This window comes from Dyadobacter sp. SRI_021 (genome assembly GCF_057586235.1).
The window spans coordinates 166,743-190,023 of the sequence record NZ_JBYCZM010000010.1 but is presented as its reverse complement, the minus strand read 5'-3'; the positions used below and the strand labels follow the sequence as shown (position 1 = coordinate 190,023).

Here is a 23,281-nt window from a genome sequence, read left to right as displayed (position 1 = left end):
ACCGGTCACCATACCGGTCGGATGGTTTTTAAACCAATACACATCCATCAATATGAAAAGAGCGCTGACAATACTGGTTGCCCTGCAACTGTTCACCTTCACCCGCCTTGCTGCACAGCCCGCTGTGGACAGCAGCCAGATCCTCAAAACACTCCGGCAAGATCATCCCCGGCTTCTCCTATTGAAAGGCGAGGAGAAAGCCCTCCTTACGCAAATCCGGAAATACCCGCAATGGCAAACCCTGCACAAGGCGATCCTCGATGAATGCGACCGAATGCTTGACGTAGCGCCGGTCGAACGGATCAAGATCGGTAAACGCCTGCTGGACAAATCCAGGGAGTGCCTCCGGCGCGTTTTCATGCTTTCCTATGCCTACCGTACCACCGGGGAAGCGAAATACCTGGCGAGGGCCGAAAAAGAGCTGCTCGTGGTAGCAGCATTCGAAGACTGGAATCCCACGCATTTTCTGGATGTAGCTGAAATGACGATGGCGGTCGCTATCGGCTACGACTGGCTATACGAGAAGCTGGGCGAACCGACCCGCACCCGCCTGCGCGAAGCAATGCTTACCAAGGGCATTAACCCCTCGCTGGACAAGACCTACAACTGGTTTTTGTCGGCCGAGCACAACTGGAACCAGGTTTGCAATGCCGGGATCACCTTTGGGGCGCTGGCAATCGCCGAGCATGAGCCTACCATTGCCGCCCGGATCGTCAAACGGGCGGTGGGGTCGGTACCCAAGGCCATGCTACACTCCTACAAACCCGATGGCGCCTATCCCGAAGGATTCAGCTATTGGGGTTATGGAACAAGTTTCAATGTGTTGCTGATATCCGCATTGGAAAAGGCATTGGGGACGGACTTCGGGCTTTCCGGTTCCGACGGTTTTTTAAAAACGGGCGCATTCATGCAGCACCTGGTAGGGCCAACAGGCATGGCACACAACTGGGGCGATAGCGGCTTAAAAGAAGGCCTCACTCCTGCTCTGTTCTGGTTCGCACAACGAACGCAGGATCCGTCCTTGCTATGGGGACAGAAAGCGCTGCTCTCCTCACCCGGCCAGACGGAAGTCAAAAACCGAATTCTGCCTGCATTGCTGATCTGGGGAACGCAAACCGAGCTTTCCGCCGTACATGCACCGACCCAAACATTCTGGGCAGGCCAGGGTCCTTCGCCCGTTGCACTCATGCGAAGCTCCTGGGAAAAGCCCCACGCGGTGTTCCTCGGCGTGAAAGCAGGCTCACCGGCGGTCAACCACGCTCATATGGATGTGGGATCTTTTGTAATGGACGCCCTTGGCGAGCGCTGGGCCATGGATTTCGGCATGCAGGACTACAATTCACTCGAATCCAAGGGCGTGGATCTTTGGAACCGGGCACAAAACTCCCAGCGGTGGGAAGTGTTCCGGCTGAATAATTTCGCCCACAATGTGCTATCGTTTGACGGCCAGCTGACCAACGCGAAAGGCTACGCCAGGATTGACGGCGCCTTGGGAGAAGGCGCAAATATGCTCGTAACCACCCATTTGACGGAAATGTATCAGGATCAGGCCAAAGCGGTCAGGCGCGGACTGGGAATTATCGACCAACGGTACGTCGTAGTGCGGGACGAGATCGAATGCGGCCCGAAAGAAACCACCATGCGCTGGAACATGCTCACCAGCGCCGATGTACGGATTGTCGACGGGAAAACCGTAGAGCTTTCGCAGAATGGCAAGAAAATGTTGCTCATTTTCGATACACAAACGCCGATCAGCATTAAAACATGGCCTACCACTCCGCAGCATGACTACGACGCCCCGAATCCCGGGACGACATTTGTAGGTTTTGAAGCGAAGTTGGGGGCTAATACTCATCATAGTTTTTCGTCCTACTTATCCGAATCCCGCGATGTAGCCCCCACTAAACCCCTGGCTGATTGGCCCGTAAAGCCATTGTAATGATTGCCACATCTCCTTAACAAGGATTGATATCCATAGTCAGCGAACCGTCTTTTTGTTCAGGGTCAGTGCTTTAAATGGGGTAACCTGCTACTTTCCTGCTTATTGATGATACTATTTTTCACAAACTGGTACATTTTGAAAAATTGTATTAGTATTATCAATACATTCCAAACCCACCATTATGAAAGCCGTTGAATTCCACCTGCCGCAGGACGTCGACAAGTCCTTCATTGTGTTTCAGGAAACCGGTGATTTCTTCCCCGCACCCTGGCATTACCATGCTCATTACGAATTTGTTATGATCAACAAAAGCACCGGAAAACGGATGGTGGGTGACCATATCGGCTATTTTGAAGAGGATGATCTCGTGTTTATGGGCTCCCTGCTGCCGCACGTGTGGGTCAACGACCCGATCTACCTCGAACGCCGCGCGCCGGAAAAAGCCGATGCGCTGGTGATTCATTTCACGGACGATTTCCTGGGAGAAGATTTTATGAATATTCCGGAAATCGACAATTTTAAAAAGATACTCAAACTTGCTGAGCGTGGCATGGCTCTCCGGGGTGAAACTCGTTCGAAAATCAATGTGCTCATCCGCCAGATGCCCGCGCAAAACGGTTTGAAAAGGTTGTCGTCGCTGATGCTGATCTTCGATATCATGTCCAGTACAACCGAATACGACCTTTTGGCCAGCCCGCGCTTCGTCCAGAACTTCCATTACGATTCCTCCGACCGCTTCAAAAAGATCACCGGCTACATCATGCAGAACTTCGACAAGGACATAAGCCTCGCCGAAATCGCGTCGGTGGGCAATATGGGGGTTACGGCATTTTGTAACTTTTTCAAGGAACAGTTCCGGGTGACATTCGTGGAATACCTCACCACCGTGCGCATAGGGCATGCGTGCAAGCTCCTCTCGCTGAACGACCGCAATGTAGTGGAAGTCGCTTACGAATGCGGGTTCAATAACCTCGCGAATTTCAACCGGCAGTTCAAAAAGCTCAAAAATATGACACCCAGCGATTACCGGAAGACGTTGATCGTCCGGTAATCGCCGGGTGCTTTCCTGAAATATAGTATCAGCGGGCGAGTTGGTGAACGAGTTTCAGCAGTTGTTCGCGGATGCGTTCTTCCGAGCCCGCTTCGAGGCAGCTGTACCGGCAGCGCCAGGTTTCGTAACCGCCTTTTTGTATTTCGTGTGCCGGCGGTACGTAGCCCGCATTGCCATTCGCCATCGTGATGGTGAAATAGTGGTCGATGCCGGCTTCCGCTTTGAGATACAGCCCTGTTTCGGAGAAGAACTCGCCCGCCAGCCCGCCGATCACTCCGTTACCGATCCGAAATGCCTGCACAGGACAGTCTTTTACCGACGGCATTTCATTAAGCAGCAACTGCTCCCGGGCATATATTTGCCGGAGTCCTTCCCCATCCGGCTCAATGGTCTCGAAAAGGGCCTTAGCCACGCGTCCGGCTGCTTCCTGCAATTCAGGTTCGGAAGGTTTTACAATGGCAGCGGTTAATGGTTCGTAAAGGCAAACAAGCGCGGGGTCTGTCTGCCATTGCAGGTTATCCAGCTGCGCCAAAAGCCGATCGGCCAGGTCGTGACCAATAAGCTCGCTTTTTTGAAAATGCGCTTTCGGGTATCGGTCGCTGTGCTGGAAATCCCAGATGTTGACGTCGCCGCTGGTGCCGTTGCTCATTATGCCCACGAATTCCTCTCCCGCGCGCAGGCATTCGCGCAGCCGCTCCGAAAAATAGCCGAAGTAATCCGCCGAAATGGTGCCGTTCTCCCAGTCACCGACATAATGCAATGAATAGTTGGCCAAAATGCTGATCCATCGTCCGTCGAGCCCCTGCACAGCCAGGAAGCCCAGCTCGGGGTCGGTTGGTGCCGGGCTATGGTCGATCCATTCCTCCACACCGAATGGATTGGTTTTGACCTCATCCGCTTCTCCGGTAACCGGGTTGACGGGTACGTAACCCGGCTTCATCCGGTAGCGGCGGCACAACACATGCTCGGGCGCCATCACCGATCCGAATGCGGTTCTGGCGGGTTTCAGGCGCTGTAACGCCGCTTCCACGGCGGTTACGATCTGCCCCGGCAGCCATTTTTCATAGGCCGGGTCGACACTCCCCAAATGGACGTCGGCCACCGAACCTGCCGCGTGCGTGTGCGTACTCGATATGAGCACGTTGTCTGCTGGTATGCCCGTACGCGTGGTGACAGCAGCTTTCACCGTATCAATAAACGCTTTCGGCATCACACAAATGTCCACCACCACCAGGGCGACGGTTGTTTCGCCTTTCCGGAGCACCAGCGCTTTCGCAAACAGATTGTCGTGAATGTAGGTCGCGTAATGTGTGACGAAGTCGCCATTAATGCGCGTCCCGAGCGGCGGCGTAGTTTTCACGCGCGCGCTCCCGGCGAGAAATGAAGTCGAAGAGTTTGACATTCAATTTTTGATTAACCAACAACTGAAAAGTTAACAGCTCATTGCCACGCATTTCGCAGGAACCGAAGCCAGTTCTGACTGAAAATATTGTCGATATCCTCGTCCTTATACCCCCGATCGCTCAGGATCGCTTCAAACTTTTGCAGGTCGGCGATGGAGTTCAGGTCCCAGGGCGACTGTTCGGTACCGAAAATACCGTCCAGATCGCTGCCGATGGCCACGTGCTGGCTGTTACCGGCGATCTGGCAGATGTGGTCCCAATGATCGGCCAGATGGGCGAGGCGGATGTCCAGCTGCCACGGATCAGAAACCATGTCGATAAACCGGATATCCATCGCCCAGCAGTCCAGCATCCCGCCGATCACCGCCCCCCTGCCGATAAGCCTGCGAATCTGTTCGTCGGAAAGCTGCCGCTGGTTGGGCACGATCCTGCGTACGTTGTGGTGGCTCGACCAGACCGGCCCCTCATAAAAATCCATCACCTGATCGAATCCCTCATCGGTCAGATGCGTCGTGTCGAGGATCATATGCAGCTTCGACATTTCGCGCATCAGCTCAAAGCCCAGCGGCGTCACCGGCCCCTGCATTTTCGTACCAGGGGCATAACGCCCCGGCCCGAAATGCGAGAGCCCCACGGCCCGCAGACCATAGTCATAGGCCCGGTTCAGGTACGAAACATCCACCAGCGAATCAGCCCCTTCGAGGCTCAGAATATAGCCCACAGGCCGTTTTTCATTCTCCGTCAGCGGCTGCGCCCACCGTTTCAGATGGTTTTCCAAGCCTGTAAGGTCCGTGATCTGCACCATTTCGCCGAGCGCTTCCATTTCGCGGTACCAGGCTAGCTGCGCCTGCGTCATGGCCCAGGCCTGCTGCGGCGAGTTCCACCCTGCCAATGAGCTGCCATACGGCGAGTAACGGGCCAGTTGCGTGGCCACCACAATGCCGATATTGCCCTTACGCAGCTCCGGAAGGCATACCGTGCCTTTGCCCCGGTCGTTCTTATCCTTCATATTCATTTCCCGCTGACGGATCTCGTCCAGCGGTCGCGAGAGGTCGCGGTTCCATTCAATGGCGTTCATCGCCAGGTCAAGGTGGGCATCGAATATCAGCCTGCTCATGTCAATGGGCTCCGTTTCTAAGATTTAACACCGTTTCTTCGGCATGGTGATACTTCGTGATCAGTTCGCTGATCTCACGGCTGAATTTACCCGAAAGGTCCCGCCATTTCCCAGCCTCACCCGGTGCATAGCTGTAAAAGCCTTTCCCGGCATCCATTCCCCATTCTTTATTGACAATCATTTCTTTAAAAAACAGTGGCAGCTCCGTGTCCCGGGCGAGCTCGCGGTTGAGCTCCTTCATCACCATTCCGTAGGCATAGGTACCCATCAGGTCCATATAGCGCAGGTTTCCGGCAAAGGGCAGGTAATACCCGGCGTCGTTACGGCACGCGCGGTCGACGTCCTCCACATTGGCATATCCATTTCCAACCAGGAAAAGCGCCTCCCGGATCAGGGCACCCATCAGGCGCATACGGATGCCCGTATTGCCGTGGATCACGTACGGGTCTTTGTTCCAGGTTGTCCTCGCGATATCGGCAAGATACCCGGCATGTGAGGGGTGGGTAAGGTTATTGGTAATGATTTCCAGAAAAAACGTTGAGTCTGCCGGTTCCGTCCAGTTCAGGCTGATGATGCGTCCGGGATACAGTGCATGCTCCTGCAATGTGTCGAGCCCGATGGTTTCGGTGTTAATGCAGATCAGTGTTTCAACCGGTACACATTTCTCAACCTCACGGATCAGGCACTTTTTGATATCTGAATTCTCTTCGGTAACCAGTATCGCCAACCGGATATCTTCCGGCAACGCTCCGTCCAGGTCGTCGAGCACCGCCCATCCTCCCTGAACCAAACAGTTGGCAATGCTGCCCGCTATCGGATGGGTTCCCAGCAGCAGCACCGGTTGGTTGCTTTGCCCCCTTTGTTTCATCGGTTCAGCTTTGTTTAGATCTGTCTTAACACCTTTTCGGCGGCAGCAATAGCTTGCTCAATATCTTCGTCGGTGTGCACGGCGCTGATATACCACAAGCCCCGGCCAATGACCCGCACGCCCTCGTCATGCACGGCAGCGATGAATTTGCCCAGTTTGGCCTTGTCGGCCGTCAGGGTATCGCGGTAATCACTGTTTTTTTCCAACGATGTGAAACTCGTCGCGAGCATAGGGCCCGGCCCCTGGATGAGCATCGAATGCCCGCTATCGGCCGCGGCTTTCCGCAAGCCGGATATCAGTTTTTTTCCCAAACGGAACATTCGTTCGTGCGGCCGCTCCTTTTCCAGCACGGTAATGGTTGCCAGAGCGGCTGCCACCGTGGGGTTCCCGGCATTCATCGTCCCGGCATGGATCACCTTCGCCTGCTCGATCAGCTGCATCCATTCGTATTTCCCCGCAATAGCACTGATCGCGTAGCCGCTGGCGATGGCCTTCGCAAATATGGAAAGGTCGGGCGTGATGCCGAAATACTGCTGCGCGCCGCCCAGTGAGAGGCGGAAACCGGTAATGACCTCGTCGAAGATCAATGCCACATTATGTTCCGTACAAATATCCCTCAATCCCTGCAAGAAGCCGGGGTTGGGCTCAATGCAGCCGCTGTTACACATCACCGGCTCGGTAATGATAGCGGCGATCTCATGGCCGCGTTCGGCGATGGTTCTGGCTACGAGGTCAAGGTCGTTCCAGGGCAGAATGATAAATTCATTCTCGACACCCTCCGGCAGTCCTTGCGTCCAGGGGAATACATTCGGATACTCGCGGCTACCCAATGCTTCCGCCGACGGCGCGCTGATACCCCAGCAAACATTGTCCATCCAGCCGTGATAATGCCCCTCGAAACGGAGGAATTTGTGCTTGCCTGTTTTCGCCCGCGCTACGCGGAAAGCCGTTTGCACCGCCTCCGAACCATCGAGGCAAAAACGCATCAGCTCGGCCGAAGGGATCAGCTGGTTCAGTTTTTCAGCCAGCTCGATTTCGCGGATATGCTGGCCGGCAAAGAGCTGGCCCTCCTGCGAATACTCGTTGACTGCGCGCAGCACTTCGGGGTGCGAATGGCCGAGGATCAACGGCCCCTGGCTCAAAGTGAAATCGAGGTATTCGTTGCCATCGACGTCGTAAATCCGGCTGCCGCGCCCGTGCGTGTAGAAGAGCGCGTGCGGATGGTTGTATTTCCTGAATTCGGAAGAAACGCCGCTGGCGAGCACCTTTTTGGCCCTTTCCAGTAGTTCGGCTGATTTCTGGTAGCTTTTCATTGTAAATAGGCTTTTACTTTTCCGGCAGAATATTCCGCCGCTAATTGATGTATCTCCCGGTTGAAGCGGGCAAAGGCATCGTCCCACTGCCGGCCCTCGCCGGGCTCATAAGGGTAAAGTCCGTGGTCGTTATGGACGCCCCGCGCACCTTCGCGCACCATTCGCTGCATGATTTCGGGCACTTCGGTGCTGTTGCTGAGTTGCGGAAACAGGCGGGGCAGGATCGCGTTGAAATCTTTCAGACCCAGGTAATCCATGCGTCTGAAAATACCCATCAACGTCATCCACGAACCCGCATCATACCGGAACGCCTTGTCCACATCCTCGGCGGTGGCATGGCCGGTCTCGATCTGACTGAATATCTCGCGGTATACCGCATACATCAGACGGTTGGTAATGAACCCGCGGATGTCTTTCCGAAGCAGCGTCGGCTCCTTGCCCCACCGGTGTGCCAGCCGGAAAACACGTTCGGCAAAAACCGGGTCTGTTTGCTCGCCGCAGGTAATTTCCAGGAACCGGGTCATGAATGCTGGCTCGGCCCAATGAATACCCAGGAAACGGGCCGGGGTATCGATATGCTTTTGAAGCTCGCTGATGGGAATGGCCGAGGTGTTGCTGCCTACAATGCAATCTGCGGCCACAACGGCGGTAATTTTTGCATATACCGATGCCTTGATTTCCGGCCGCTCGATCACACATTCGATCACAAGCTGGCAACCGGCCAATGCGGCGTAGTCTTCCGAAACGGTAAGCATGCCGAGGTATGGCGGCAACGCACCGACCAACCCGGCTTCCCGGCATTGGCGAAGCTGTCCTTCGATCCGCCCGGGGGCTTCTGCTGCATCGGATGCGAGGGGTGCAATGGCTTTCACTGAATGGCCCGCGACGAGCAATGCGGCTACGATGCTGCTACCCATCAGGCCCAGCCCCACCACGCCTACCGGAGGTTCGTTTATCATATCCAGGTCAGGCGGGGAGTTTGACGATGCAGTCGATCTCGACTTTGATATTTTCGGCCAGCACGGATTGTACGGTTGTGCGGGCTGGTTTGATGCCGGGGAAGTATGTAGCGTACACAGCATTGTAGCGATCAAACTCGCTGATATCCGCCAGATGTACCGTGCATTTCACGATGTTTTCCATTGAGCCGCCGGCCGCTCCGATAATCGCGGCAATGTTGTCCAGTGTGCGTGCAGTTTCCTCCTCGATTGTTCCCCGCACAAACTGCGATGTCCGAAAGTCGACGGACGCCTGGCCGCTTACAAACAGAAACCCGTCGATGAGAACGCCGTCGGAATAAGCGCCGGTGGCGAACGCCGGGTCGCGATCAGGATGAACTATCTTTTTCATAAAAACAAAATATAATTTCAAAAAATACCCTATTCACAAAAGTACGTATCACCTATCCCTGCACGCTCCTACTTTTCGCTTGATTACTGATACTATTTTTTACAGGATTTCAGGCATTCAGCCCTCCATCCATAAGAATATTTTCACCATTAATGTAAGCCCCTGCATCCGAGGCCAACAACACTACAAGCCCTTTGATGTCGTCCTGATTGGCCATGCGTCGGAGGGGCACTTTTTTACAATAGTTATTCAAAAACGCCTGCGGCTGGTTGTTGAACAGCCCGCCGGGACTAATGCAGTTGAACCGGATGTTCTTGCCCGCATTCATCTGCGCCATGTAGCGCGTCAGGTTGATCAACCCCGCGTTGTGAAAGAAATAGTCGGGCGGCAGATCGCCCATGTTTACGGTACCCTCGTAATTGGAGACATCCGGACCGAACATGCCCATCATCGAGGCGATGTTGATCACGCTGCCGCCGCCGCTTTGCACGATGAGGTCGGTCATTTCGCGCAGCAGGTCCATCATACCGGTCGCATTCACCTGCATCGACTCTTCAAACTGGCTCAAAGGGGCATTGTAGCCTTTCATAGGCCGCGACACCGCATTGTTCACAAAGCCATCGAGCCTGCCAAACCGGCCGAGCACATCCGCCTTCAATGCCATTACCGACTCATGCACTGCCTGGTCGGCCTGCATCGGGTGTACATCCAGCCCGCGCTCGCCGAACATCGCCGCTGTCTCCTGCGCCAAAGCCAGTTCCCGCGAAGTGGTGATCACCGTCGCATCCGCCTCCGCGAGGCCTTCCACAATGCATTTCCCATATTGCCCCGATCCCCCGGTCACGAGAATGACCTTGTTTTTCAGGCTCAGTAAATCTTTGACATTCATAACATTAAAAGTTTTTATGAATCAACACCTCCGCACCGCCCCTTTCCAGGCTTTCCTTCGCTCCGATGATGACCTGCATGATCTTTACTGTTTTTTCAAATGCAAGGCGCGGTTTCCCCTCCTGCACCGAGCGGATAAATTCGATGATATTGTCCCGAAACATCGCGTAGGAATTGCGGATATCGATCAACTTCCAGCCCTGCTGACCAAAAAGCGAAATCTGGAAAGTGCCCGTAATGTCCATGAAAAGGTGGAGCATTATATCTGGACCGTCGGTCATTCTGAGGTGGATAATTTCTTTGTCGGGCCGGCCGATATGCCGCACCGAATGGGGCACGGGATCTCCCAGGATGCCGAAAATACCTTCGAGCAAATGCACGCCATATTTCTTCCAATCCTTCTTGCCTACGGCCGTCACCAGCTCCATTTTTCCTAAGGATTTGATTTCCTGCCGTGCAATGCGGCATTCACTGGCATAACGCATGGACGAGCACGACATCAGGAACTTGCCTGCGCTGTGCTGCTGTGCAAACCACGCCAGGTCTTCCCGGGAGTAGGTCAATGGTTTATCAATGAAAATCGGCACGTCCGCTTCGATGAACGGCGCCGCCATTTCGCGGTGGTATTCAGGATCGTCGCGGGCAAGGATCACCGCATCCACTTCCCCGATCATCGCCTCCATGCGGGCGCATACATGCATAATGCCTGCGCCGCGTGCAATGCTTTCGGCGATTGCAGGCTCCTGCGCCCATACGTGCGTCACCTGTGCGCCGGGAATTCCCAGCGTGTCCCGGTTTGCTTCAAGGTAGGCGGTCACGGCCGGGTAACCGATGCGCACAATCTCGTCGCCGTCGAAAGCGCCGTTGATGATGGCCGACCACGAGTAAGGATGCGCATTGCCGGGACTCATCCCGATGATTCCGATTTTCAGCATTAGGTTCAGTTTTTAGCACAGCCATCCCATCCTGTCCCAATACGGCAGGTTCAGGAAATCCGGCTCGGGATAGGCCATCTGGCTGGCGGTTTGTAATATATGAGGATCCATAACAGGTCCACCGGCCGTTGCCAGCGCATGATGCAGGTATTCAGGCTTATCGATACCCACCAACACCGACGCTATGCTTTCGAAAGACAATGCAAAGCGGGTAGCCAGCCTCGGCAAATCGGGGAAATCAGGGCCCAGCAAGGTCCGGTAGCCGCCGATGTGACGCTCCACATCGGCCAGCGCCGGATGCAGGTTCTTGCCGCGGTCGCTCAGGAGGCCTTTCATCAGCACCGACCTGACCACGATACCCACGCCTTGTTCGGCGGCCGCACCGAAACACACCGCATGGCGCTGATCCATGAGGCTGAACGGCAGCTGGATCACATCCCAATGCCCTTTGTTGATCGCAATGGCCGTTTCGGACGCGAGATAGGTGGATGCTCCCGTCGCGCGAATGACACCGCGTTGTTTCAGCTCCTGAAATGTTTCGGCAATGACTTCATTTTCCAGAATTTCCTGATCCGCCTGATGGAGCATAAAAAGATCTATATAGTCGGTTTGCAGCTCGCGGAGGCTTTCGTGCAGGGAATTTTCAATGAAACTTTTCAGGGTGTGGTCCGATGGCAGCTGGCCGTCGGCTCCCCGGAAATGCCGGCACTTGGTCGCGAGCACGATTTCACTTCTTTGGGAGCTAAAAGCTTTGCCCATAATGGTCTCGCTGGCGCCGTACAGCCGGGCCGTGTCGAAAAAGTTAATACCTTTTTCCAAAGCCTCATGCAGAAGACCGATGGCCTCCTGCTCCGAAAGCATATCCTCCCGGCTATGCACACCGATACCGTAAGGCACGCCTATCTCCACCCCGCCGAATGCGATTTCGGACACCTGCAATCCGGTACGTCCCAGTGTTTTTCGTTTCATTTGGAGCCGCTTTCGAGATAGGAGGATGACTGTCCGGCTGTGGTGGCGCCGAAAGATTTTATGAGGTCGAAGCAGTAGTTTTTCAACCCTATCACGTCCGCACCGACATTCACAAACTGGTAACCCATTGAAACGAGTTCACTCAGATTGCCCGGCCCGCCTACCGTACCGGCAAACTTGCCGTGTTTACGGGCCATCTCCGCCACCCGGATACGCGTTTCGAGCAATTTGGGGTGGTCCCATACGCCGGGCGCGCCAATGCCCTGGCTAAAATCGCCGGGACCAAAGAAAAGCATATCGTAACCATCAAGTGCCGCGATCGCTTCAAGGTCTTCCAGCGGCTCGGGATCTTCGATCTGGAAAATGACAAAACGCTGCCGGTTGGCCTCTTCGAGGTATGCGTTAAAATCCATGGCAGTATATGCCCCGTCGGCATTACCGCCGTCGATAGGCCGCCGGCCAATGGGATGGAAACGCGTCATTTCGATTACCTTCCGGGCGTCGTCAAGGCTCATGATATGAGGTACCATAATGCCGGTAGCGTCGAGTTCGAGCGGGCGTACATAATCGCTGTAACTGCCACGGGGCACACGCACGAGCAGGTCCGCATCCTGGGATTTCGAAGCCCAGACACATCCGGCCAGCACCGACCAATCGAGCCCGATATGCTCCTGATCGGCCCAGACGCAATCAAAACCGGCGATTCCGGCCATCTCGGCCACGCGAGGCTCGGACAGGTTCATTTTGAAACAACTGACAATTTCGCCGGCCCGCAATTTGCGCAGCACCCGGCTTTCGCGCATTTTCAATGTCATGGTATTAAGAGTTTCGCCCTTCGTGGCAATTAAAACAATCGGTACTATTTTTCCCGCTGGCAGATTCTGATCAGGGCATAAGCCGCCGCGGCCATCACATCATAATCTGCTGCGCTGTCTTGCAGGGAATGCTTGTTCTCAAACATTCCGGTGAGCACTGGGACGGCGGCTGAATCCCCCCTTTCGGCCAGCGCCATCGCCATTTCGGAACGGGCTCCTTTTTCCGGGGAAGTACTGTATTTCATAAGCAATTGCCGTAGCTGGCCCACCTGCACATCGGGCTGCCCGCCGGACGTTACCCAGGCCGCGCTCAACAGATATACTTTTGTCGGCGAGTCATCAGGTTCTTCGAGCGCGGCGCGGGCCAATAGCTGCCATTGATCTGCTTCCAAATCCCCAAGCTGCCGTAGTGCATAGGCCGGGATCGTTTTGCCAGGCCCATGCGAGCCGGACGGCGATGCCAGATTCCCGATCAGTTCCTGCTTCACCTTTTGCCGCTCCTGCTCCGAGTGAAAAGCCGTACTCCAGAGCGCGTATATTGCCAGCGAAGGCACATTGCTACTAATCGCCCGGCGCGTAATTTCAGGCGCCTCGGCAAGTGTCGATTGATGGAGTTTTGCCAGGGTTTCGGCTGCGTGAATACGGTCCCGGCCCTGTTCGTCGAGGAAAGCTTCCTTAATTTTACCGGACCATATTTGCCTGTCGGCTTCCCCACGCGAGGCCTGGTGCAACACGCGCCAAATTCCCACGCGGTATTGCGGCTTGTTCCCCAAGCGCGTTTCTTCTTTCAGGAACACTTCTCTGACGCCCTCCGGGTAACCCGCCCAAAGCAGATATTCGGCGGCATGTACTTTCACCCATTCCTGCTGTTCGTGCAACACCTTTTGCAGCAATGCGACATAGGTCTTTTCCCGACCGGGGCGCTGCGCCAAACCAACCGATAACACACTCATGAGCAAAAGAGTAAGAAGCAATCGCATATTCTGACATTCTTTAAAATCTTTTCGAACCTTAGGTTCACCCGATAGATTCCGGAATCAAGTGGAATGGTAGCCATTGCAATGCCGGTTTAATTGCCAGTTTGCAGAATGGTCCCGGCGATATGCCTTGTGCCGTTCCCGATGTTGAAATAATAGGTAACAAGCACCTCTTTCGGGTTCAATTGTACCGCCCAGGGATAGCCGATGTCGCTGCCGCCGCCATCCTCCCGCAAAACGATTTCCTTTGAAGTAGCAAAATCAGTACACTCCGCATTCAAAATCCGGGCGCGTATGCCATAGGGCTTGTGCCTGTACCCGTACACGAGCAACACGCGCTTGTCGGGCAGGCGCATCGCCTGCATGGGATGTCCCTGAAAACCCATTTGCTCCCATTTGCCGAATGTCTTTCCGCCATCTGTCGATCGCGCAATGCAGGCCTGGTCGTTCATCTCCGCCGTCCGCAGGAAAGCCACCAGGTCGCCTTTGGGTGTTTCGTAAATGGATGTCTCGTTAAACGACGCTTTTTCATCGGTAGCCACGACGCTGCTGTATTTCCAGCTCATCCCTTTATCCTCCGACACGAGCAAATGGTTGGAGGTACGCTTCGGCTTGTTCGATTCGCTGGCGGCTACCACCCAGAATATCCTCCCGTCTTTCCCTTCATACATCGCTCCGCGATTGTACGCCGCGACGGGTTTCCCGAAGGGGTCCAGGTTTATCTCGGGCTGCACGCGCGGGGGGTAAATAGGCCCTTTCCAGGTTTTGGCACCGTCGGTCGAGCGCAGGATATAACCGCCGAGAAACACCGCTCCGGAGGTCTCGAAATAGGGCTGTTTAAGACTTTCCATGCCGTCCGGTCTGAGAAATGCCCATCCGTAACTGGCACACAACAACGTACCGTCCTTTAATTGCAGCAGGCAAGGATCCTGTGAGCCGCCGAAAGGGTGTGCGTACAGCAACTCCGGCTCTTGCGTCCAGGTGACGCCATCCTTCGACTTTACAGTGACCAGATAGCTGTTGGGATCCACGTGGCTGCTGGATTTCTCGCCGAAATTCTTCCGCTCCGGCGCCCGACGGAATGCGACCAGGACCTCCCCGTCTTTCTTTTTGACCACCGAGGGAAACGTGGAATAAAACCGGGCATCCTCGTAGATCATCACATCGCGGACTTTTCGCGGACCTTTGAGGCTATCGGGGCCAAAGTCTGTGCTGGCATGGGCTACCTGCCCTATCACCAGCGCGGCCACGAGCATGCAAATTCGTAGAGTATTCATAAGATTCAAGCGTTTTGAGAATAAATCAGATTGATGTTAAACGGGGATGAATACGGTAAAGCAAAAAAGCGCAAAGCAGCATCGTGAACGCCGCTACCTGGAACATAATGCTGAGATTGACCTGCGCATCACGCAATAATCCCCCCGCATAAATGCCAAGCCCTCCTACGATGCAGCTGAAAAGATTGAGTATTCCGTAACCTGTCGCCAGGTAGCGGGGATTTGCCACCATGCAGAGAATGGGCATCATGTTCGCATCCAGGAACGGCCGGGTAAATGCATAAACCATGAAACCCGTCACCGCTACCCATACCAAATCGGTGCTGCTCGCCAGCAACACACCGGGTGTCCCGATCACGAGGCCCAGGGCGGGCAGCAGGATGCGTGCACGCTTGTTGAACCGGTCCCAGTAGTCGGCAATGCCGCCCCCGGACAATACGCCGAGGAGCATCGGAATGAAGAAATAGGTGGTTGCATATACGCCGGCCTCGGTTTGAGACAGGTTGAAATGTTCCTTATAATAGGTAGGCAACCAGCCGTTGATCATCCAGCTCGCGACCCCGAGCAATCCCCAGGCGGCCAATGCCCGCAAGTAGGCGGTATGCCTGAAAAGCTCCCGGATGGCATCCCGAAAACCTCCCGCAAGCGGCTCGACAGCAGCTCGCGGATTTTCCGCAGCAGCCCGGGGCGCATCCTTCAATGTGAATGCAAGAAAGGTAGCATATACGACGCCAATAGTTCCGAAAACAACAAATGCATAATTCCAGGTGCGGCTTTCGGCCAGCCAGCCGCCCACAAAACCAAGGCTTTGCCCCACATAAACACCCGCCATGTGGATGCCTGTGGCTTTCGACCGGGTAGCTCCACGATGATACTCGACAATCAACGCAAGCGCAGCCGGGATGTAACAGGCTTCACTTACCCCATCAGGATCCTCGTTACAAGCAGCTCTTCGAAGGTGGTGGCATGTGAAGTAAGCCACGTCACGACCGACCAGATAAACAAGCTGCCGATAATCACCTTGCTGCGGTTGAAACGGTCGGCAAGGTAGCCGGCAACGGGACTAAGTAGCCCATACACCCACAGGAACACCGATGTGAGCAGGCCGAACTGCGCTTCGGACATGGGGATGGCCTCCACAATCGAGGCACGCATGGTGGTGATCATCATGCGGTCGAGGTAATTGAGGCCGCCTACGACGCACAACATCAGCACGACCATCCACGCGTAAGAGAAAATACCGGGTTTAGAAATAGTGTTATCGATGGTCATCCGTTTGGGGCTTACTTATTGATATCCGGGATTTTGCTTTACTTTCGGTTCCTGGCTTAACACCGTATTCGCTATCGGAAAAAGCAGCAGGTAATCCTGCCCTTTCCGGGTTTTGAGATTCGGCACCAGTTCAAAAGCCTGTTCGAAACGCACCAGGTCCCACCACCTCTTACCTTCATAGAGCAATTCAAACAACCGTTCTTGGAGAATGGCGGCGTCGTTCTCCTGCTTGCTGCCGTTCACAAAAGTATGCTTGCTGAAATTGGCCTTGTAGGCACGCTGGCGTACGAGATTGATCTGCTCAGACGGATCCTCACCCAACGCATTCCTGATCTCGGCCTTCATGAGCAGCAGATCCGCCCAACGATAAAGGACAATATCGCTTAAAAACAGCCGCGTACCTCCCGTCACCAGTCCACGCCCTTTCATGGAAACACTGGTATAAAAAGTGGCTTTTCCCGATGCATCATAGGTATATATTTCATGAAAAGATGCCTTTTTGCGAGTATCGTCTTCGGTGAATTGTTTCCTGACCAGTTCTGTCAGCACGAGCAATCCCTGTCCCCCGCCGACCGGCTGAACCAGCGCCTTCGTTTCGGCGTCGGTATTGGAGGGAATGGCGCTATCGATGATCCAATGCAGCCAGAACTGATTATTGGCAGCGCCGTCCAGGTCCTGGTACCGGATCGTCATGATCGTCTCCTTGTTGCCTTTGTTGGCATACTCAAACAAATCGGCAAAATTCGGCAGTAGTGCAACATCTGCTTTCTCAATCTCCCGGATCGCATTCAATGCCGTTGTGAGATCCTGGTTACCGCCGTTCATACGTTTGGCGGTCCACAGAAACACATCGGCCTTTACGGCATTGGCCGCAGGCTTAGACCATTTGAACCGGCCCGTGGGGAAGTTGTTATCCGTAAATAGCGAAAGCGCTTTTTCCAGATCCGATTTGATAAGGCTAAAAACCTCTGCTTGTGGAGCGCGCTCCCGGATGGTCACTTCTGCTTTCGATGTTTCCGTTGGTTCCGTCCGGATGATCAGATCTCCCCACGTCCTGGTCATCACAAAATACAGGTAAGCACGCATCGTATAAGCCTGGGCCAAAATATTGTTTTTCGCTGCCTCATTAGAGAAAGTGACCTCATCCGCATGTTTAATGATGAGATTGGCGCTATTGATGACCGTATAGAAACCCGACCAATCGGGATGATTGGGTTGATCGCCGCTTAGCGCATTCAAATACAAATCGTTGCGGCCACTTCCATATACGCCCCCTTCGAATACCTCGCTGCGCTGCTCACCAAGTGTATAGATAGAGCCCGATATGTTTCTCAGATTAACGTACATCCCATTCAGTGCTCCCTCGGCATCATTCTGGGTTTTCCAGAAAGAGTTGGTAGTGATCACACTCGTTGGCGAAACATCCAGTACATTACAGGAGGAAATGCATGCCAGCATAGCCAGCCCTAGCATAAAGACTTTGATTATTTTCATGTTTAATGGCTTATCAGAATGAAACACTGGCACCGAAGATGATATTCCTGGGCATCGCGTAGCGTCCGTCATCCACACCGCCTTCTTCGGGGTTCAGGCCGAGGTATTTGGTAAAGTAATAGATGTTGTTGGCTGTTACATTGAACCGCAGATTGGAGATTTTGAGCTTGCCCAACAGCGAAGCCGGCACCTGATAACTCAGGGTGACCTCCCGCAAAGCCAGAAAATCGCCCGGCTCGTTGTACATGGAATTGCCGGAGGTCGTGACGCCGTCGAACAGATTGCGCTGCGTTCTTTCGCCACCCCAGTAGGATCTCGGCATATCCGTCACATCGCCCTGTTTTTTCCAGGATCTTTCCACCATGCGCTGCGTCAGGTTACCGTCGGAATAAAGGTTACCGTCCAGGAACAGCCTCGCCCAGTTGAAAATGGTATGACCGGTGGTATAGTCAAGACGGACATAAAGGCCGAAGTTTTTGTAATTGAGCGTATTTGAAATACCACCCGTCCAGGCCGGATAGGCATTACCCATATAACGTTTGTCGCGCGAGTCGATGGTGCCGTTCTTGTCGGCATCATAGTATTCCACGTCACCGCCATACTGCGTTTTGTCGGTCCCCACGATGTATGACGCTATCGGGCCGTTCTTCGCGTCTTCATCCGTTGCATAAATGCCCACCTGCTTGCGGTCGTACATTTCTCCGAGCCTGCCGCCCTCCTGAAGTCCTCCTTTCCATGCATAGTCCTGCCGTGCATCGTCCCATACCAGCACACCACCAATCCGGTTGTTTTCTACGCCATTATAGGGCAGTTTCAGGATTTTATTGCGGGTCCAGGAGGTGTTGAATGCCAGGTTCCATTGCAAAGCCGATGCCGGCCGCAACACCCGTATGCCCAATTCCACTTCGAAACCACGGTTCTGCAATGTGCTCAGATTGGTAAGCACGCTGGCAAAGCCGGTCGATTGCGGCAGCGACAGGCTGGTGAGCAGGTTGCTGGTTGTACGGACATAGTAGTCGGTGAGGATAGTTAACCGGTTGTCGAAAAAGCCCAGGTCCGCACCTACATCAAAAGTCCTGGATTGTTCCCATTTCAGGTCGTTGTTGGGAATGACCGTATTCTGGATCGCCGCGGCGCCTCCGTACTTCGCACCAACCCCGTAAGCCCCCTGGGCAGTAAAATCACCCAGCCCGGAAATATTCCCGTTCACGCCATAGCTGGCTCTCAGCTTGGTTTGCGACACCACCCGTGAAACACCGCTCCAAAAAGCCTCTTTATGCACGTTCCAGCCAAGAGAAACGCCCGGAAAGAAGCCCCATCGATAAGCCTCGCCCAGGTTGGATGCTCCGTCGTAACGCATATTAACGGTCAATAGATATTTGTTCTGAAAGCTGTAATTGACGTTGGCAAAATAGCCCATGATCACCTGGCGCGTCACTGTCCCGCTGACGGCCGTCGGTTCGGCCGAGGCGTTCAGCGTAGGGATAAGGTCGGTAGATGCCCCGCGCCCCGTCGCACTGATGCCCGAGGTGTCCCTTACAAAATACGACAGCCCGGCCCGTGCGTCCAGGTGATGGTCTTTACCCAGTGTTTTGGTATAGGATAATACCCCGTCGGCCTGTGTCTGCCGCCACTTTGAGGATGCTGCGGTGGATATACGCGAGTCGACAAATGCCAGCGGGCCGTTCCAGTAACCGGGTTGGAAAGAGCGGGAATCGCGGGAAACGTTGTACATCGAAACCTGGGGCTGAAACGACAGCCCGGGCAGAATCTCCCAGTTGCCGCCGAGACTGAGTGTCAGCTTTTCATTGGTATTGTTGTACTGACGGGAGTTCATAAAGTATTCCGGATTGCCTATGCCATTATTGGTACCCGGCGCCAGCGTTCCATCCTCGAACCTGTATTTGGCTGTCGGTGCTAATCCCGCATTCCGATAAAAGGTAACAGCTGTGGAACCGTAAGGGATGTTGGATTTGGCCCGTGAGTACATCACCCGTGAAAAGACTTTCATGTTTTTCTTTAGCATTACATCCCCATTCAAGTTGAAACTCAGCCGATCGTAACTGGTCGTAATAACAGTCCCTTCTGTTTTCATATAGCCCAGTCCGGCATTGAACGTGGCCTTTTCATTTCCCCCGCCCATCGACACGTTGTGGTTATGCGACACCCCCGTGCGGTAAAGAAGGCCCTGAAAATCCGTATCCTGAAAAATGAGCGTTTTGGTCGGGTCTGCCGGATCGGGCATACTCTCCCAGCCCTCTTTGAGTTTGTGCTCGTTTTGCGGGGTGAGGTACTGCGTGGTGAAAGCGGCTTTGTTGGTCAGGTCGTTACCCGTACCATAGCCCATGGGTAGGGTCAGACGCGAAGTGTTGTCACCAAATTTGGCCGCCCCGAAAACGCCAAGCCGGTTGATAGTCAGGTAATCCCGCGCATTGGCCATTTCGTACAGTTTGCCCGGCCTGGAGGTGGTCAGGTCGTAAGAGTAAGTGATGCGCGCCTGGCCTGACTTGCCGCTTTTGGTAGTGATAATAACGACGCCGTTAGACCCTCGCGCACCATATATCGCGGTAGAGGCAGCGTCTTTCAACACCTGCATTGATTCGATATCCTCGGAGTTCACATCGTTCATATCCGTACGGATCACACCGTCGATGATGTACAACGGGGAAGCTCCGTTGGGGTTATTAATGGAAGTACCTCCGCGTACGATCACGCGGGGGGCCGCACCGGGCTGCCCCGACGTACTTTGGACGCGCACGCCCGAAACCGTACCCTGCAAAGCCGAGGCTGCATTGGCGAAAGGGACGTTCTCGAAAACCTTTGTATCCAGTTTGGAAACCGAAGTAGTGAGCGTCTCGCGCGACTGCGTTCCATATCCGGTCACGACAACTTCCCTTAATACGGCTACGTCGGGCTTCATAGTCACATTGATCACCGAGCGATTGGCCAGCGCGATTTCCTGGGTCTGATATCCGATGAACGAGAATATGAGACTTCCGCTGCTGCCAGGCAAGTCGAGGGAGAATTTCCCTTCTGCATCCGTAATGGCCCCGGTAGTGGTGCCCTTGATTTGTACATTCACGCCGGGCAGGCCTTCATCGTTCTCATCGACGACCCGGCCTGTAACCTTTCCCACAGACTGTGCGGTCAGCGACGCAGTGCAGCAACAAATTATGGCCATAATAAGCCACACGGATGTTCGCCACAGGAGGTGTAGACGTTTTCCTTTTCGCATGAGGTTAAGTGATAAATTTTGACAAATTTCGTTTTGACAAAACTATCTTCCGGAAAAGTAGGCATCCTCTATTTTTGTTTGCTTTTGTAATACTATTTTTCGAAACTGTAAAAACCCTGCTCCGGACCGCCCGAAACCAGAGAACAGCTTCGGCGGAAGTCAGCCTGGACAGTGTAAAAACGCACCTATCTGAGCCACGAAAGGGCAGAGTTCAGTAATTCTTCATAGGACAATCCGCACCGGACATTTAACCCAACGCCCTGCTTTTGCTTCAACGACCGCTGGTAAATGGAGTCGGCCTGCTGCTGATTCATTTCCTTTCCCGCCGCAGTAACCGGATTAATCATTAGCAAGTTCTTCGCAGCAAGTGTTTCCACCAGATCGGGGAGATCATATTCGGCCAATGCTCCGGGCACGGCCGATAATGCGAAGCCAGGTTTGTAAAGCCTTTCCTCGGCAATGGATTGATACGATACCAGCGGCTGGATCAGCACCAGTTTGCCGAATGGATTGTGAATGGCAGCCGCGTGCAGCAAATCGGATGTGAGCGTTCCCGCGGCGACGCCTGTCAGAACAGTCCCTGCGGTTCCGTTTTTCCTGATAAATTCTGTGAGGACCATAATCTCTTCAGCACGGGTTGCCACCAGACTTTTGTGCGTTAACATGCCAAAAAACCACAAGTTCAGCGGAACACCCTCAATGACCGAATCGCCACCGTTAATGAACCCGCTTCCGAGTTCGCCGATGCCGCTCAGGTCGGGGACAACCACTTCATAACCCTGGCGCGCCAGCCGGTCGGCCAGCTTGTCTTGCTGTGCTGCGTTTGCCTTGCCCTGGTCATCCAGAAGCAGGACGGTCGTACCCATGCTTTTGGCGGGTTTCAGCCAAAGTATCGGCAGATGGTAACCATTACTGCCTTTCACCAGGTATTTTTCGATGGCATAATCGGGGCGGTGCAGCCTGCCTGAGAAAATGACGTCTATTTTGCCTGCCGGCTTTGTAAATCCGGAAACCGAAATAATTTTCTTCCGTAGCGCTTCGGAAAGATTCGCAGCCGGATTTACCGCGTTCCTCTTTGCCGCAAGCGCTTTGGCACGTTTTTCATTCAATGAGAACATACTTTCACCCTTCAAAGCGGTGATTACTCGTCCGCCGGGCGTTACATGCAGCTCTTCGTCCGTCAGCATTTGTACCTCCTGATCGACAGGGCTGCCGGGGTTGTCAAGGTATTTTTGAAAAAAGGCATAGGAAGCCTCCCTGTTTTTGACCGTAGAAGCATGTCCGGCGTCATCTTCCGTCATCTGGATCTGTTCGGGTTTCCCGAAAACCTTGTACGCCCTTTTGGCCTCATTATAAGTATCCCTGGCACCCTGAATCGCAAATATATCCCGGGTAGTGGCCACGATCAATGCGGGTTTAGGAGCGCGCACTTCCAGGAAGTCGGCCATATCGATCCCCTCTTCCAGCCCGAACATCAGGTTTTGCTCGGCGTCCTGCGGGCCGTTGGAGCGGATCAGTTTATCAAAGGTGGTAATATAGCATTCGGGAGCCGCTGCCACGATCCGGTCATCCATTGCCGCGATGTAGGCGCTTTGTGTTCCCCCTCCCGAGCGGCCGGCTATGCCTATACGCGCCGGGTCGACTTCCTTCCTGGTCAGTAAATAATCCACGGAACGAATGCCGTCCCAGATAAAGTAATTGGCTGGTGGAATTCCGGAAATAAATGATTGCACGCCCGCATAGGAATGCTCGGCCGTTGCACCTCCTTTCAGCTCGTCGGGCTGGTACTGTATGCGTTCTCCCTGCCCGATCGGATCAAAGGCCAATACGATGAAACCCTTCTTGACGTAGTTCAGGATCAAACGTTGATAGGCTTCGCTGCGGAAGCCGTTCTCGCTATGTCCGCTGCAAAAAATAATCGCTGGTGCCTTTTCCTGCCTTTTATCAGGCAGGAACATGGCGGCTGTCACGTGGTAGCCGGGACGGGATTCGAAGTACAGCTTTTCAACCGAAAAGCCCTCCTTCTTCAATGTTCCCGTAATGACCGGGTTCAAGGGTGTTTTTGCAGGAAAAGGCCAGACAGCCCTCGCGAGCTTTGCGCGGACATCCGCTTGCCGTTTCTGCCATTGCTCTTTGGTGGTCAGGGATGAAACAGTAGCCTCACGTTTGCCCAACTGCGAAAATGCCCTTTCACTGAGCGATTTGTAAAAGAGCTGATCCGCCGCGGGTTGATGGTATTTCCAGTAACCATATACTGAAAGGTCCTCTTGGGCAAAAAGGTTATCAGATAATCCTAAAAAACAGCAGGCAGCGACGATCCAGGTATTGTATTTCATTTTATGATGCAGGTTTAGGCGAGAAATTCAACAGTCAGC

Annotated in this window: 17 protein-coding genes and 1 pseudogene; 2 read left to right on the top strand and 16 right to left on the bottom strand. The window is 54.1% G+C overall.

Features of this window, described 5'->3' with window-relative positions; all coding sequences use genetic code 11:
• The first annotated feature begins 52 nt into the window (after positions 1-52).
• Positions 53-1,939, top strand: coding sequence for a heparinase II/III domain-containing protein (locus AC2YIT_RS26070; RefSeq protein WP_487281158.1), 1,887 nt, complete (start codon positions 53-55; stop codon positions 1,937-1,939).
• A 184-nt stretch (positions 1,940-2,123) separates the two neighbouring features.
• A complete protein-coding gene (locus tag AC2YIT_RS26065; protein ID WP_487281157.1) occupies positions 2,124-2,993 on the top strand; it encodes an AraC family transcriptional regulator in 870 nt (289 codons plus the stop codon).
• A gap of 28 nt (positions 2,994-3,021) precedes the next feature.
• On the opposite strand, the gene AC2YIT_RS26060 is transcribed toward AC2YIT_RS26065, so the two are convergent.
• The 16 genes and pseudogenes from AC2YIT_RS26060 to AC2YIT_RS25985 all read right to left on the bottom strand — a co-directional run bounded on the left by AC2YIT_RS26060 (position 3,022) and on the right by AC2YIT_RS25985 (position 23,242).
• On the bottom strand, positions 3,022-4,395 hold the full coding sequence (locus AC2YIT_RS26060) for a hypothetical protein (protein WP_487281156.1): 1,374 nt from the start codon (positions 4,393-4,395) through the stop codon (positions 3,022-3,024).
• A 38-nt stretch (positions 4,396-4,433) separates the two neighbouring features.
• The gene (locus tag AC2YIT_RS26055; protein ID WP_487281155.1) at positions 4,434-5,513 is read right to left on the bottom strand and encodes a dipeptidase; all 1,080 of its coding nucleotides are present in this window, start codon (positions 5,511-5,513) and stop codon (positions 4,434-4,436) included.
• A gap of 1 nt (position 5,514) precedes the next feature.
• Positions 5,515-6,381 carry a 3-hydroxyacyl-CoA dehydrogenase family protein gene (locus AC2YIT_RS26050; RefSeq protein WP_487281154.1) on the bottom strand — a complete coding sequence of 289 codons (867 nt, stop codon included), beginning with the start codon at positions 6,379-6,381 and terminating at the stop codon, positions 5,515-5,517.
• A gap of 14 nt (positions 6,382-6,395) precedes the next feature.
• Positions 6,396-7,694, bottom strand: a complete 1,299-nt coding sequence (locus tag AC2YIT_RS26045) for an aspartate aminotransferase family protein (protein WP_487281153.1) — start codon at positions 7,692-7,694, stop codon at positions 6,396-6,398.
• Positions 7,691-8,653, bottom strand: a complete 963-nt coding sequence (locus AC2YIT_RS26040; RefSeq protein WP_487281152.1) for a 3-hydroxyacyl-CoA dehydrogenase family protein — start codon at positions 8,651-8,653, stop codon at positions 7,691-7,693. The genes AC2YIT_RS26045 and AC2YIT_RS26040 overlap by 4 nt, the downstream gene beginning before the upstream one ends.
• 7 nt (positions 8,654-8,660) lie before the next feature.
• Positions 8,661-9,044 (bottom strand): RidA family protein, encoded by a 384-nt coding sequence (locus AC2YIT_RS26035; RefSeq protein WP_430846691.1) that lies wholly within the window; start codon positions 9,042-9,044, stop codon positions 8,661-8,663.
• 109 nt (positions 9,045-9,153) lie between these two features.
• Positions 9,154-9,933 carry an SDR family oxidoreductase gene (locus AC2YIT_RS26030; protein WP_487281151.1) on the bottom strand — a complete coding sequence of 260 codons (780 nt, stop codon included), beginning with the start codon at positions 9,931-9,933 and terminating at the stop codon, positions 9,154-9,156.
• A gap of 4 nt (positions 9,934-9,937) precedes the next feature.
• Positions 9,938-10,867 carry a Gfo/Idh/MocA family protein gene (locus AC2YIT_RS26025; protein ID WP_487281150.1) on the bottom strand — a complete coding sequence of 310 codons (930 nt, stop codon included), beginning with the start codon at positions 10,865-10,867 and terminating at the stop codon, positions 9,938-9,940.
• 12 nt (positions 10,868-10,879) lie between these two features.
• Positions 10,880-11,836, bottom strand: coding sequence for an aldo/keto reductase (locus tag AC2YIT_RS26020; protein ID WP_430846685.1), 957 nt, complete (start codon positions 11,834-11,836; stop codon positions 10,880-10,882).
• Positions 11,833-12,651: an HpcH/HpaI aldolase family protein gene (locus AC2YIT_RS26015; RefSeq protein ID WP_487281149.1), complete on the bottom strand. Its 819-nt coding sequence runs from the start codon at positions 12,649-12,651 to the stop codon at positions 11,833-11,835. The genes AC2YIT_RS26020 and AC2YIT_RS26015 overlap by 4 nt, the downstream gene beginning before the upstream one ends.
• A gap of 44 nt (positions 12,652-12,695) precedes the next feature.
• Positions 12,696-13,604 carry a HEAT repeat domain-containing protein gene (locus AC2YIT_RS26010; RefSeq protein ID WP_487281148.1) on the bottom strand — a complete coding sequence of 303 codons (909 nt, stop codon included), beginning with the start codon at positions 13,602-13,604 and terminating at the stop codon, positions 12,696-12,698.
• Positions 13,605-13,720: 116 nt separating this feature from the next.
• Entirely contained in the window at positions 13,721-14,905 is a 1,185-nt protein-coding gene (locus AC2YIT_RS26005; protein WP_487281147.1) for a sialidase family protein, read from the bottom strand.
• Positions 14,906-14,930: 25 nt separating this feature from the next.
• Positions 14,931-16,060: pseudogene (locus tag AC2YIT_RS26000) on the bottom strand (MFS transporter).
• A 132-nt stretch (positions 16,061-16,192) separates the two neighbouring features.
• Positions 16,193-17,671 (bottom strand): RagB/SusD family nutrient uptake outer membrane protein, encoded by a 1,479-nt coding sequence (locus tag AC2YIT_RS25995; RefSeq protein ID WP_487281146.1) that lies wholly within the window; start codon positions 17,669-17,671, stop codon positions 16,193-16,195.
• A gap of 13 nt (positions 17,672-17,684) precedes the next feature.
• The gene (locus tag AC2YIT_RS25990) at positions 17,685-20,807 is read right to left on the bottom strand and encodes a SusC/RagA family TonB-linked outer membrane protein (protein WP_487281145.1); all 3,123 of its coding nucleotides are present in this window, start codon (positions 20,805-20,807) and stop codon (positions 17,685-17,687) included.
• 284 nt (positions 20,808-21,091) lie between these two features.
• Entirely contained in the window at positions 21,092-23,242 is a 2,151-nt protein-coding gene (locus tag AC2YIT_RS25985) for an acetylxylan esterase (protein WP_487281144.1), read from the bottom strand.
• Positions 23,243-23,281 lie beyond the last annotated feature (39 nt).

Coding starts and splice junctions, on each gene's coding strand:
- AC2YIT_RS26050 (WP_487281154.1), bottom strand. CDS start 6,381: ATGAAACAAAGGGGGCAAAGCAACCAACCGGTGCTGCTGCTGGGAACC.
- AC2YIT_RS26055 (WP_487281155.1), bottom strand. CDS start 5,513: ATGAGCAGGCTGATATTCGATGCCCACCTTGACCTGGCGATGAACGCC.
- AC2YIT_RS26005 (WP_487281147.1), bottom strand. CDS start 14,905: ATGAATACTCTACGAATTTGCATGCTCGTGGCCGCGCTGGTGATAGGG.
- AC2YIT_RS26020 (WP_430846685.1), bottom strand. CDS start 11,836: ATGAAACGAAAAACACTGGGACGTACCGGATTGCAGGTGTCCGAAATC.
- AC2YIT_RS26065 (WP_487281157.1), top strand. CDS start 2,124: ATGAAAGCCGTTGAATTCCACCTGCCGCAGGACGTCGACAAGTCCTTC.
- AC2YIT_RS26025 (WP_487281150.1), bottom strand. CDS start 10,867: ATGCTGAAAATCGGAATCATCGGGATGAGTCCCGGCAATGCGCATCCT.
- AC2YIT_RS26060 (WP_487281156.1), bottom strand. CDS start 4,395: ATGTCAAACTCTTCGACTTCATTTCTCGCCGGGAGCGCGCGCGTGAAA.
- AC2YIT_RS26035 (WP_430846691.1), bottom strand. CDS start 9,044: ATGAAAAAGATAGTTCATCCTGATCGCGACCCGGCGTTCGCCACCGGC.
- AC2YIT_RS25995 (WP_487281146.1), bottom strand. CDS start 17,671: ATGAAAATAATCAAAGTCTTTATGCTAGGGCTGGCTATGCTGGCATGC.
- AC2YIT_RS26015 (WP_487281149.1), bottom strand. CDS start 12,651: ATGACATTGAAAATGCGCGAAAGCCGGGTGCTGCGCAAATTGCGGGCC.
- AC2YIT_RS26070 (WP_487281158.1), top strand. CDS start 53: ATGAAAAGAGCGCTGACAATACTGGTTGCCCTGCAACTGTTCACCTTC.
- AC2YIT_RS25985 (WP_487281144.1), bottom strand. CDS start 23,242: ATGAAATACAATACCTGGATCGTCGCTGCCTGCTGTTTTTTAGGATTA.
- AC2YIT_RS26040 (WP_487281152.1), bottom strand. CDS start 8,653: ATGATAAACGAACCTCCGGTAGGCGTGGTGGGGCTGGGCCTGATGGGT.
- AC2YIT_RS26010 (WP_487281148.1), bottom strand. CDS start 13,604: ATGAGTGTGTTATCGGTTGGTTTGGCGCAGCGCCCCGGTCGGGAAAAG.
- AC2YIT_RS26045 (WP_487281153.1), bottom strand. CDS start 7,694: ATGAAAAGCTACCAGAAATCAGCCGAACTACTGGAAAGGGCCAAAAAG.
- AC2YIT_RS26030 (WP_487281151.1), bottom strand. CDS start 9,933: ATGAATGTCAAAGATTTACTGAGCCTGAAAAACAAGGTCATTCTCGTG.